We start from the raw sequence: 11,055 nt of genomic DNA, 5'->3' as shown, positions 1-11,055 counted from the left end.
GAAGCCGTCCCAGCGGCGCATCACGCCATCGGTGGTGACGAGGCGCTGGCCGGCTGCGAGCGGTTGGCCGTCGTCGGTTGCGGCCACGGCGACCTGCGCAAGGCGGCGCGCGAGCGCGGCGGGGGCCGTCACGAAATCGGCGAGCGATCGGGTGCCCGCGGGCAGCGCGGGGTCGTTCGCTCCCGTGTCGGCGCCGCCCCAGCTTCGGGCGGCGTCCGCGTCGGTGCCGGCGTCGAGATCGTCGCCCAGAGCGGCGGCGAGCGCGGCTTCATGGCCGGGGGTGACGCGAAGCCGGTCGAGGATGCGGTCGTCGCCGCTTTGCGCTGCCGCGAGAGCGCGTTCGAGCGTCGATGCTTCGCCGTCGAGCGCGGCGAGCGCGGCGCGGGCTTCGGCGAGTCCGGCTTCGATGGTTACAAGATCGGAGGCGGTCGCCTCACGGCCGGTCTCGGCCTCCTCCAGCGCCGCTTCGGCTTTGGCGATCGCGGCTTCGGCCTCTTCCGCTGCCTTGGCGCTTTCGGCCTGCGTCGCGGCGAGCGCGGCGCTGTCGCCGAGCGCGGCGATTTCGGCATCGACGCGCGCCCTGTCGTTCGCGATGCGGTGCACCGCGGCTTCGGCGGTGTCGCGCGCCGAGACCGCGATGCGGCGGTCGGCGGCTTCGCTCGCGGCCTTGGCGCGGGCCTGTGCGAGGGCGACCTCGGCATCGCGGAGGCGCGCCTGAGCCGACTGATTGGCCTCGACGAGCGCGGCCTTGCTCGCGTCATGCGCGGCGATGGCCTGCGCCAGCGTCTTGCCCTCGGCGTCGAGGCCGGTCAGGGCGGCATGGGCATCGCGCGCGAGTTCGCCTTCGCGCATCCGGTCGTCGGCGAGGCGCGCCTGCTGCGCCGCCAGATCCTCGAGCCGCTGGCGCGCGGCGCGTTCCTCGCCCTGCAGGCGGACGAGCGTCGCGGTCGCCTCGGCGAGCGCGTCGCGCTGTCCCTGCGCTTCGGCGCGTGCGGTGCCGACGCGGGTCGCGACCTCGACCTGCGCCGCCGAGACGGTTTCGAGTTCGGCCTGTGCGGTCTTCACCGCGGCTTCGGCGGCATCGGCGTCGCGCCGCGCCTGATCGGCGACGGCGGCGGCATCGCGCCAGCGCGCGTAGATCAGCCGGCCCTCGGCGATGCGGATATCGTCCGAGAGCTTCTTGTATTTCTCCGCCGCGCGCGCCTGCCGGCGGAGCGCGTTCGCGCGCACCTCCATGTCGGCGACGATTTCGGAAAGGCGGGTGAGGTTCGTCTCGGTCGCGCGCAGCTTCTGCTCGGCGTCCTTGCGGCGCACGTGCAGCCCGGCGATCCCCGCCGCCTCTTCGAGCATCGCGCGGCGGTCGGTCGGTTTGGCGGCGATGACGTTGGCGATCTTGCCCTGGCTGACGAGCGCGGGGCTGTGCGCGCCGGTCGCGGCATCGGCGAAGATCAGCGCGACGTCCTTCGCGCGCACGTCGCGGCCATTGGCGCGATAGGCCGACCCCGCGCCGCGCTCGATGCGGCGAATGATTTCGAGTTCATGGCCTTCGCTGGCCTCGGAGAGGCCCGCGACCACGCCGCCTTCGGTGTCGCAATGGATCGCGACCTCGGCGAAGTCGCGCGGCGGGCGCTGCGACGTGCCCGCGAAGATGACATCCTCCATCCCGCCGCCGCGCATCGATTTGGGCGAGGATTCGCCCATCACCCAGCGGATCGCCTCGAGCAGGTTCGATTTGCCGCAGCCATTGGGGCCGACAACGCCGGTCAGCCCGGGTTCGATGCGGAGTTCGGTGGGTTCGACGAAGGATTTGAAACCGGTGAGGCGCAGCCGCTTTATCTGCACGAGAGCACCTCGCACAGTCTGGCGAATCGGAGCTGGTGCAACCTTGGTGTCACATTTCCCCCTGCCACCGTCATGACGCGGGGCAGGGGGAGTCGCAAGGACTTAAGCCCCTCCACTGAAGGGGAGGGCGCAGAGATTAGACGTCAGCGCGCGCCCATCGTGCGCAGGCGGTCGCGGAGCGGCCCCCAGGCGGCGACGCCTTCGGCGACCTGCCCGTTGATGACGAAGGTCGGGGTGCCCTGGATCTGATATTTCTCCGCCGCGGCATTGGTGCCCGCCTCGAGCTTGGTGATATTGTCGACATTGCCGAGGCAGGCGTTGATCTGTTCGCCGGTCACGCCGCGCGACTGGAAGAAGGTGTCGAGCTTCAGCGCCTTGGCGAAGGCGGGGAAGCGCTGCGCGGGCGCCAGCTTCATCGCGGCCTCGGCGGCGGCTTCATTGCCCTTCACGCCCGCGAACAGTTCCTCCTGCGAGGCGAAGACATTGTCCTGCAGCGGGAAATAGCGGTCGACCGGGGCGCAGCGGACAATCGCGGCGGCGGTGGCGTCGAGCGGGTCGCGGATGAAATTGCGGACTTCCAGACTGACGCGGCCGGTGTCGATGAAGTCGCGCCGAAGCTCCTCGTGGCTTTCGGTCGAGAAGGCCGCGCAGTGCGAACAGGTCAGCGAAGCGAACTCGATGATCTTGATCGGCGCATCGGGGTTACCCATCACATAGCCGCCATCGGCATTCTTGCTGACCGTCTGCGACCAGCTCTTGCCGGCGGGCGCCGCGACCTTGGCGATGACGTCCTGTTCCTTGGTCTGGTCGGTCTTGCTCTCGCCGCAGCCGGCGAGCGCGATCGCGCCGAGCGAGGCGAGAAGGAGGGTGCGCAGGGGGGAGTTGATCATATCGGGTCTGCTCCGGAGAAATGGGCAAAGGAGATTGCGTGGGCGCGCTTTTAGGGGGCCTTGAGCGCGGCGTCGAGTTTCGTTTTCAGCGCGGACCAGACGGTGACTTCGGCGTCGCGGCCGTTGACGAAGAAGGTTGGGGTGCCGCGGACATGATCGGCCGACAGGCCGATATTGGTCATTCCGGTGACTTCGGCCTGCGCGACCTCGCTGTCGAGGCAGGCGTTGACCTGCGCCAGCGAATAGCCGCGCGTCTGCATCAGCGCGGTGAGGCCGGTGTCGGCGGCGATCTTGCGTGCGCGGGCGCCGGTGTCGCCTTGGAACCAGCTCGCCTTCTGCGCGTCGGTCGCTTTCACGACCTTGGTCAGCCACACCGGCTGCGCGGCGAAGATCGCGTCGTGGTTGCCGGCGAAGGCGCTGACCGGGCCGCAGCGTGCGAGCAACGCGGCGGTCATATCAACGGGGTCGCGCACCAGATTGCGATATTCGAAGAGGACGAGCCCCTTGTCGATATATTGCGTCTTGAGCGGGAGCGAGCCGAGCTTCGCGAAGTCGGCGCAATGGCTGCAGGTATAGCTGAAATATTCGACGACCCTCACCTTCGCTTTCGGATTGCCCACCAGATGCGCGCCGACCGAGGTGATGCTGACGTTCGACGACCAGCGCACCGGCTTTGCCGGCGTCGCGGCGGCGAGCAACGCCAGTGCGCTGCCGGCGAGCGCGGCGATGGCGGTGCGGCGGAGCGCGGTGCGGGGGAAAGGGGGCGGGACGCGAACGGGCATAAGGGACCGTCTTTCTCTCAGCTGATCTTGGGGAGTTTCGGCGCCGACGCCAGCCCCGCGGCCATGCGTTCGAGCACGGTGCGCAGTTCCGGGTCGCCGATGTCGCGCAGGCTGTCCCCCAGTTCGGCGGGTACGGGTTTCAGCATTGCCGGCGGCTGAACGGGGGCGGCGGGGACGACCTGGCCGTGCGTCATGCGCACGGTGGCGATCGCGGCATAGCCGAAGAAGCGATTGACCGCGGCGATGATGTCGGGCGCGACATGCTGGAGCATCGGGGCGTGGGCGCCGCTGATCGTCAGGTGCAGCGTGCCGCCCGCTTTCTGCCCGGCGGGAAAGCGGATCATCGCGGGCTGGGTGACGTCGGCGAGCCGGTCGCCGACGATCTCGCGCCAGCGGCTGACCACCGACGACTGGACGAAGCCGAATTTGCGGAAAGCGGTGCGGCCGATTTCGGGGACGAGATCGGCGATCGAGCGCGCTTCGCCGCCGCGCGGGCGTTCGTAGGTGCGGACGGGCGGCTTTTTGGCCGCCTTCTTCTTGGCGCCGCCTTTCGGGCCGCCTTCGGGAGTGTCCGCTTTCGCCATCGCCGCCGCCATGCCATAGGCGGGGGGTGAGCGTCCAGAGTTCCCCGAATTTCGCCGCACGCCTGCTCGGCTGGTACGACCGTTCGGCGCGCGATCTGCCGTGGCGCTATCCGCCGGGAAGCGACGCGGTGCCCGATCCCTTTCGCGTCTGGATGGCCGAGATCATGCTGCAGCAGACGACGGTTGCCGCGGTTGCGGGCTATTTCACGCGCTTCGTCGAGCGCTGGCCGACCGTGGCCGATCTCGCGGCGGCGGACGATGCCGATGTGATGGCGGCGTGGGCGGGGCTCGGCTATTATGCGCGGGCGCGCAACCTGCTCGCCTGCGCGCGTGCGGTGGTGCGCGATCATGGCGGCGTCTTTCCCGGCACCGAGGAAGGGCTGCGCGCCTTGCCGGGGGTCGGGGACTATACCGCCGCCGCGGTCGCGGCGCTCGCGTTCGGCGAGCCGGCGGTTGTCGTCGATGCCAATATCGAGCGCGTGATCGCGCGGCAACGGCTGATCGAGACGCCGCTGCCCGCCGCGAAGCGCGAGATCAAGGCCGCGCTCGCTCCTCTTGTTCCGGCGGAACGTCCCGGCGATTTCGCACAGGCGCTGATGGACCTCGGCGCGACCATCTGCACGCCGCGTGGCCCCGCCTGCGCCATCTGCCCGGTGATGGCCGACTGCCGCGCGCGCGGACGCCCCGACATCGAGCGGCTGCCGGTCAAGCCGCCGAAGAAGGCGAAGCCGCAGCGCTATGGCCTCGCCTGGTGGATCGAGGAGGGCGGCGCGATCTGGCTCGTCCGCCGCCCGGGCAAGGGGATGCTCGGCGGGATGCGCGCGCTGCCCGGCGGCGAGTGGACCGACGCGCCGCCGCCCGAGTCCGGGATCGTCCGTGTCGATCATGGCTTCACCCATTTCGACCTGCGGCTGACGCTCGTCGCGCGGGAAAGCGCGCATGCCGCAGGGGAAGGCGAATGGTGGCCGCTTTCGGCGCTTGACGCGGCCGGATTGCCGACGCTCTATCGCAAGCTGACCGACAAGATGCTGGAGAGGGCCTTATGAACATGATGGTTTCGCGCCGGACTTTGCTGGGCGGCCTGGCGCTTGGCGGTGCGGGCGCGCTGCTTCCCGGTGCCGCGTTCGCGTGGAAAGCCGACGGCGCGGCGCTCTATCCCGCGACCGATGCGTTCATCAGGGGCTTCGTCGATCGCCGCGAACTGGCGGGAACCCTCGCCGCGATCGGCAAGGCGCAGGGCGCGCTCGACGTCTTCGGCGCGGGAACGCAGGCGATGGATTCGGCGAAGGCGGTCGATGGCGACACGATCTGGCGGCTCTATTCGATGACCAAGCCGATCACCGGCATGGCGGCGATGATCCTGATCGAGGAAGGCAGACTGAAGCTCGACCAGCCGATCGCCGATATCTTGCCCGCCTTCGCGAAGATGAAGGTGCAGAACACCCCCGACGGATCGCTGACCGACGTGCGCGATGCGAAGACGCTGATCACCGTGCGCCACCTGCTTACCCACACCGCGGGGCTCGGCTACAACATCATCCAGAAGGGGCCGATCAAGGATGCCTATAATGCGGCGGGCATCCTCGGCGGGCAGGTCAGCCGCCTGCCGATCCCCGGCCTGCCCCAGAGCAGCGCGGCGCCGAGCCTCGCCGAATTCGCCGACCGGCTCGCCAGGCTGCCGCTCGTCTATGAGCCCGGCACCCGGTGGAGCTATTCGGTCGGGCTCGACCTGATGGGCCGCGTGATCGAGGTGGCGTCGGGGCAGCCTTTCGATGCCTTCCTGAAGGCGTGCATCTTCGATCCGCTGGGCATGAAGAGCACGGGCTTTCAGGTCGCGGCCGCCGATGTCGGGCGTCTTTCGACCAACTATGCGCCGTTCGGCGGCGCGCTGCTGCCGATCGATCCGGCGACGAGTTCGATCTATCTCGACAAACCGCCGATCCCCTATGGCGGCGGCGGGCTGGTGGCGAGTGCGCGCGACTATGACCGCTTCCTCGCGATGCTGCTCGGCGAGGGCGAGACCGGCGGCGTCCGCATCCTGAAACCCGAAACCGCGCGGCTCGCGATGTCGAACCTGCTGCCCGAAGGCGCGACGACGAAGGACAGCTTCGTCGAGGGCGAAGGGTTCGGTGCCGGCGGGCGCGTGTCGCTCGCCGCGTCGCCGACGGGCGAGGGCGTCTATGGCTGGGGCGGCGCGGCGGGGACGATCGGCTTCGTCGACCGCAGGCGCGGCTACCGCGTCGGCGGCTATACCCAATATATGCCCGCCGAGGCGCTGCCCTTCCAGCGCGATTTCGGCAAGGCCTTCTACAAGGATGTGATGGCCTGATGCCTTTGCCATTGGGATTTACGGGCGCGCGGCTCGACCGCGCCGACCCGCTTCGCACCGATGCCGAGGCGTTCGCCGCGGCGACGCGCGATCCGCGCGCGACCTGCCTCGCGATGGACGGGATCGACCCGGTGCCCGGCGAGCGTGGCGGGCTGATCTGGGAGCCGCTCGACCCCGCCGACGATCGGCCGCTGCTCTTGCTCGGGATCGATGACGCCGGCGCGCCGCGTTTCGTGCGCGGGCCTGCGCCGGGGGCGCGGATCGACGCGCGCTCGCGCACCGTGATGCGGCTGCTGCCGCTGCTGTCGCCCGAGGAGGCGGCGCTCTATGGCGGCGCGCGCAGCCTCGTCGACTGGCACGCGCGGCACGGGTTTTGTGCGGTGTGCGGGCAGGGAACGGCGATGTTCCGCGGCGGCTGGGGCCGCACTTGCGGATCGTGTGGCGCCGAACATTTTCCGCGCGTCGATCCGGTCGTGATCATGCTCGCCGAATATGAGGGGCGGGTGCTCGTCGGGCGTCAGCCGGGCTTTCCGCCGGGCTTCTTCTCGGCGCTCGCGGGGTTCGTCGAGCCCGGCGAATCGCTTGAGGAGGCGGTCGCGCGCGAGCTTTTTGAAGAGGCGGGTATCCAGGTGTCGGACGTCAGCTATGTGGCGAGCCAGCCCTGGCCCTTTCCTTCGTCGCTGATGATCGGCTGCCGCGCGGTCGCGCGCGACCCGGCGCTGACGCTCGATACGACCGAGCTCGAAGCCGCGATGTGGGTCGACCGCGCCGAGGTGGTGGCGGCGCTGGCCGGCGAGATGGGGGCGAGCTTCATGGCGCCGCCGCCGCTGGCGATCGCGCGCTATCTGCTGGAAGATTGGGCGGGGTAGAGCATCATCGCTTCGATTGAAAGTCCATGTGCTCCCGCGAAGGCGGGAGCCCATCTCCTGCTCGTGCCATGTTGAACCGACCGGAGATGGGTCCCCGCCTTCGCGGGGACGCACCAAAAATGGCTGTGTTCCGGATCCGCTACCGTTTCGCGCCGGGGAGGAACGGGAGTTTAGAATTTCTTCCCCGTAATCCGGCTGATTTCCTTCGCGACCATCGCCTCGACCATGCCGGGCAGGTTGGCGTCGAGCCAGTCCTTGAGCATCGGGCGGAGCGCCTCGAGGACCACCTCCTCCATCGTCCGGCCGCCGGCATGCGGCGTGGGCGCTGCGGGGGCGGCAGGCGATACCGCGGCGGTCAGCGCCTCGAGCGACTGGCGCGCGGCGTCGGCGCTCGCGGCCGAGACCAGTTCGTCCTCGGTCGGGGCCTCGGGCGCGGGATCGGTGCCTTCTTCTTCATCGTGAAGGTCGAGGATGTCCTCGTTCGCTGCTGTGGCGCGCGGCGTGCGGACCCCGGGTGCTTCGTCGCGCGCGATCACGCGCCGAATCGACGACAAGATATCTTCCATCGACGGCTCACGCGACAAATCGCCCATAACAGCCCCCTAAAGCCCCACGAAACGCCACGAAGCGGACGATCGCCCGTAACGGGCGGTTAACCATCATCCTACCGGCGCGAGGCAGGCTTTGCCAAGCCTTATTGTCGCCTACCGGGGCAGGGCGGTATCGACGGACGGGGGAACGCTCGCGTCGGCGGCGGGGACGGCCTTGGTATCGGTCGCGACCTGCTGCGGCTTCGGATCGTCGGCCCAGTCCCAGATCTGGCCCTTGACGCGGCGGTAATTGACCTCGGGATCATAAAGTGTGCCGCCGCTGTCGATCCCCAGATCGCGCGCCTCGGCCTTGCCCATGGCGGCGAGCACCGAGAAGGCGGCGACATAGGAATTGCGGCGCGCCGAGACGAGCTGGACCTCGGCGTTCAGATATTCCTGCTCGGCGTTCAGGATATCGAGGATCGAGCGCGTGCCGACGCTGTTCTCGGCGCGCACGCCCTCGAGCGACAGGCCGTTGGCGCCGACCGCCTGCTCGGTCGCGGCGATGATCCGCTCGTTCGCCTGCCACGCGGCATAGGCGCCGCGCGTCTGCGCGATCACGTCGCGTTCGACCGCGACATAATTTTCGATCGCCTGGCTCGTCTGCGCCTGCGCCTGACGCACGCGCGCCGAAGGACCGCCGCCCTGAAAGATCGGCACCGTCAGCGTTACGCCCGCGGCGGCGCTCTTCTGCGTCTGGGCCACGGCGACGCCGGGGACGCCGCTCGCCAGCGAATCGAGGAAATTGGTGTAGCTGCCGCTCACCGTGCCATCGAGCTTGGGCATCCGGGTCGCGCGGGCGACCCCGATGTCGGCGCGCGAGGCGTTGAGGCGCTGGTTCGCGGCATCGATGTCGGGATTCTGGTCGAGCGCGATCGCGACCGCATCCTCGGCCGAAGCGGGGAGGTTCGGCAGCGCCGGCGGCGGCTGCAGATCGACCGGCGCCTCGCCGACGAGCTTGATGTAACTCTCGCGGCTCGCGATCAGATTGGCTTCGGCTGTCCGAAGGTCGCCTTCGGCGAGTGCCAGGCGCGCCTGCGACTGGGCGACGTCGGTGCGCGTCAGGTCGCCGATTTCGAACCGGTCGCTCGTCGCCTGCAAATTGGTCTTGAGGACCGAGACATTCTTCTGGTTGAGCTGGACGATCGCAATGTCGCGGATCACGTCCATATAGGCGCCGACGGTCTGCGAGAATATGCTCGCCTCGGTTGCGCGGAGATCGGCCTGTCCGGCCTCGACGCGATATTTGGCGGCCTTCACCGCATTGCGCACCGCGCCGCCCTGATAGATCGGCACCGACAGCTGGCCGCCGGCGGTGATCAGGCGCGTCGGCGAGGAGAAGCTGTTGCCGGGCTTCACCAGATTTTCGGTATAGTCGCCCTGCACACCGGCCGAAGGAAGGCCGCGCGCCTTCTGGATCGGCACATTCTCGTCGTTCGCGCGCTGCCCGGCGCGCGCGCCGGTGAGCGTGGGGTTGTTCTCATAGGCTTTGGCAAGCGCGCCCTGCAGCGTTTCGGCCTGCGCCGGCGCCGCGGCGGCCAGCGCCCCCAGCGCCAGTCCGGCGAGCCAGCGCGTGCGGCGAGCGGTCGCGATATATTTTCTATCGTGCATCGTGATGTTCAGCCTGAAACGGGGAGGAAGACGCCGGACCGGAGCCTGCGGCTCTAGAATTGGAAGCCCTTGGACGCGCCGAAGCCGGGAAGCGGCGCGACGTCCATGTCGGCGAAGGCGCGAATCGCGATCGTGCCGCCCGCCTTCACGCCCTGAACGAGGCGGGTGACATTGCCCTCGCGCCATGCGGCGACGAGGCGGCCGCCTTCGGCGAGCTGCGCGGCGAGCGCATCGGGCAGCGTCTCGATCGCGCCGTCGATGACGATGCGGTCGAACGGCGCTGCCTTCGGGGCGCCCGCGGTAAGCGGACCTTCGATCCAGTGGACGGCCCTGCTCGCCGTCGCCGCGCGCGCGGCGGCGAGCAGGTCGGCCTGTTCCTCGACCGCATGGACCTCGGCGCCGAGTTCGGCGAGCAGCGCGGCGGTATAGCCCGTCGCGGCGCCGACCAGCAGCACGCGCATGCCGGGGCGGATCTCCGCGGCGACGAGCAGGCGCCCGGTGACGAGCGGCGGATTGAGCGCGCGGCCGCCGCCGAGGTCGATCGCGCGGTCCATATAGGCGACGCTCGCCAGCATCGCGGGCACATGCGCCTCGCGCGGCGTCCCGCCCATCGCGCCGATCACCGCAGGGTCGATGACGTCGTTCGTCCGAAGCTGGCTGTCGATCATCGCCGCACGCATCCCGGCCGCCCCAATCTCGCTCAATTTCGTCGCCATCGTTTCGTTTCCGATTCCCTGGAATTTAAAGCTTTGCGAGCTGTCCTAGCCGAAGCCGGGCTGTATTGCAATAGTAATACAGCCATATGAACTCACCGCGCCGCGCATAGCGGGCAACCGAGGGGCCGCCAAGCCCGCTTTGCGATCGACGGGCGGGAGCGAGCCGGTGCGGCGCGACAAAATTGCGAAACAAGCGCATTGCCAGTGCGAAGCGAAATCGCTAGTGGCGCTCTCTCCACGCAAATCTGCGCCTGAGGCCCGATGGCGGAGTGGTGACGCAGCGGACTGCAAATCCGTATACGCCGGTTCGATTCCGGCTCGGGCCTCCATCCGTATTCACCGAATCAGAAAATATACAGTTTTGACCGCAAATCGGGGCAATTGCGCGCGCCTTCGGGCTCTAAACTGTCTCCGGTAGCGGGCTGGCGCAGATGAATGAGTGCGGATTTTGTCAGAGTCTCTCCGCGAAGATTTGCAGCTACAGAATTGAAAATTAGGGTATACTTGGCCGGGAGCGGACTGGCAGCTCTTTAGTGACTCAGTTATTAAAGCGGACCTTCCGCCAAACAAGAGCTTGCGCCCGAACAAATCGATCGACGTTGTGTCCGGCGCGCCCGCCTGCGGACGTGCAAAGCCGGCTAAGACTGGTTGACAGTCCAAGAAGTCGCGGCTGTCAATTCGCTCAACGTGAATTGATCAGGCTTAGGGTCAGGACCCATTGATTTGCGGTAGCGATTATGATTCAGGCGACCACGAAGGAGCCTGAATTTGAGCGATTTATTCTGGCTGACGGACGAGCAGATGGCGCGTCTCCAGCCCTATTTTCCAAAGAGCCATGGCCG

The 11,055-nt window shown here is 68.5% G+C and carries 10 protein-coding genes and 1 tRNA gene; 4 read left to right on the top strand and 7 right to left on the bottom strand.

Going from position 1 to position 11,055, the window contains the following annotated elements; genetic code table 11:
* The 4 genes from ACE3SL_RS09830 to ACE3SL_RS09815 form a co-directional block, all read right to left on the bottom strand.
* On the bottom strand, positions 1 to 1,842 hold a 1,842-nt coding region (locus ACE3SL_RS09830; RefSeq protein ID WP_374525557.1), incomplete at its 3' end, for an AAA family ATPase.
* A 143-nt stretch (positions 1,843 to 1,985) separates the two neighbouring features.
* On the bottom strand, positions 1,986 to 2,732 hold the full coding sequence (locus ACE3SL_RS09825; protein ID WP_374525556.1) for a thioredoxin domain-containing protein: 747 nt from the start codon (positions 2,730 to 2,732) through the stop codon (positions 1,986 to 1,988).
* A gap of 50 nt (positions 2,733 to 2,782) precedes the next feature.
* Entirely contained in the window at positions 2,783 to 3,514 is a 732-nt protein-coding gene (locus tag ACE3SL_RS09820; protein WP_374525555.1) for a thioredoxin domain-containing protein, read from the bottom strand.
* A gap of 17 nt (positions 3,515 to 3,531) precedes the next feature.
* Entirely contained in the window at positions 3,532 to 4,098 is a 567-nt protein-coding gene (locus tag ACE3SL_RS09815) for a DUF721 domain-containing protein (protein WP_374525554.1), read from the bottom strand.
* Positions 4,099 to 4,124: 26 nt separating this feature from the next.
* Here ACE3SL_RS09815 and ACE3SL_RS09810 point away from each other — a divergent pair, with 26 nt between their 5' ends.
* From ACE3SL_RS09810 to nudC, 3 genes are read left to right on the top strand one after another with little or no spacing between them, the layout of a single operon-like run.
* Positions 4,125 to 5,144 (top strand): A/G-specific adenine glycosylase, encoded by a 1,020-nt coding sequence (locus ACE3SL_RS09810; protein ID WP_374525553.1) that lies wholly within the window; start codon positions 4,125 to 4,127, stop codon positions 5,142 to 5,144.
* Entirely contained in the window at positions 5,141 to 6,427 is a 1,287-nt protein-coding gene (locus tag ACE3SL_RS09805; RefSeq protein WP_374525552.1) for a serine hydrolase domain-containing protein, read from the top strand. The genes ACE3SL_RS09810 and ACE3SL_RS09805 overlap by 4 nt, the downstream gene beginning before the upstream one ends.
* Entirely contained in the window at positions 6,427 to 7,296 is an 870-nt protein-coding gene (gene nudC / locus ACE3SL_RS09800; RefSeq protein ID WP_374525551.1) for an NAD(+) diphosphatase, read from the top strand. Before ACE3SL_RS09805 ends, nudC begins: the two co-directional genes overlap by 1 nt.
* A gap of 170 nt (positions 7,297 to 7,466) precedes the next feature.
* Here the strand turns inward: nudC and ACE3SL_RS09795 are convergent, their stop codons facing one another.
* From ACE3SL_RS09795 to ACE3SL_RS09785, 3 genes are all read right to left on the bottom strand, one after another.
* Entirely contained in the window at positions 7,467 to 7,889 is a 423-nt protein-coding gene (locus ACE3SL_RS09795) for a DUF2497 domain-containing protein (RefSeq protein ID WP_374525550.1), read from the bottom strand.
* Between the two features lie 111 nt (positions 7,890 to 8,000).
* Positions 8,001 to 9,497, bottom strand: coding sequence for a TolC family outer membrane protein (locus ACE3SL_RS09790; protein WP_374525549.1), 1,497 nt, complete (start codon positions 9,495 to 9,497; stop codon positions 8,001 to 8,003).
* A gap of 53 nt (positions 9,498 to 9,550) precedes the next feature.
* Complete coding sequence (locus ACE3SL_RS09785) at positions 9,551 to 10,213, bottom strand: protein-L-isoaspartate O-methyltransferase (RefSeq protein ID WP_374525548.1); 663 nt, start codon at positions 10,211 to 10,213, stop codon at positions 9,551 to 9,553.
* 255 nt (positions 10,214 to 10,468) lie between these two features.
* Between ACE3SL_RS09785 and ACE3SL_RS09780 the strand changes: the two genes are divergently transcribed.
* Positions 10,469 to 10,542: transfer RNA gene (locus ACE3SL_RS09780), tRNA-Cys, on the top strand.
* Positions 10,543 to 11,055: the final 513 nt, after the last annotated feature.

Origin of the sequence: Sphingopyxis sp. (genome assembly GCF_041916015.1) — a bacterium.
GTDB lineage: Bacteria > Pseudomonadota > Alphaproteobacteria > Sphingomonadales > Sphingomonadaceae > Sphingopyxis.
The sequence above is the reverse complement of the archived record's forward strand: the minus strand, read 5'-3'. Positions and strand labels throughout refer to the sequence as shown.

What these genes read in the sequence shown, in the direction of transcription:
- ACE3SL_RS09790 (WP_374525549.1), bottom strand. Translation starts at nt 9,497, where the DNA reads ATGCACGATAGAAAATATATCGCGACCGCTCGCCGCACGCGCTGGCTC.
- ACE3SL_RS09815 (WP_374525554.1), bottom strand. Translation starts at nt 4,098, where the DNA reads ATGGCGAAAGCGGACACTCCCGAAGGCGGCCCGAAAGGCGGCGCCAAG.
- nudC (WP_374525551.1), top strand. Translation starts at nt 6,427, where the DNA reads ATGCCTTTGCCATTGGGATTTACGGGCGCGCGGCTCGACCGCGCCGAC.
- ACE3SL_RS09795 (WP_374525550.1), bottom strand. Translation starts at nt 7,889, where the DNA reads ATGGGCGATTTGTCGCGTGAGCCGTCGATGGAAGATATCTTGTCGTCG.
- ACE3SL_RS09825 (WP_374525556.1), bottom strand. Translation starts at nt 2,732, where the DNA reads ATGATCAACTCCCCCCTGCGCACCCTCCTTCTCGCCTCGCTCGGCGCG.
- ACE3SL_RS09785 (WP_374525548.1), bottom strand. Translation starts at nt 10,213, where the DNA reads ATGGCGACGAAATTGAGCGAGATTGGGGCGGCCGGGATGCGTGCGGCG.
- ACE3SL_RS09805 (WP_374525552.1), top strand. Translation starts at nt 5,141, where the DNA reads ATGAACATGATGGTTTCGCGCCGGACTTTGCTGGGCGGCCTGGCGCTT.
- ACE3SL_RS09820 (WP_374525555.1), bottom strand. Translation starts at nt 3,514, where the DNA reads ATGCCCGTTCGCGTCCCGCCCCCTTTCCCCCGCACCGCGCTCCGCCGC.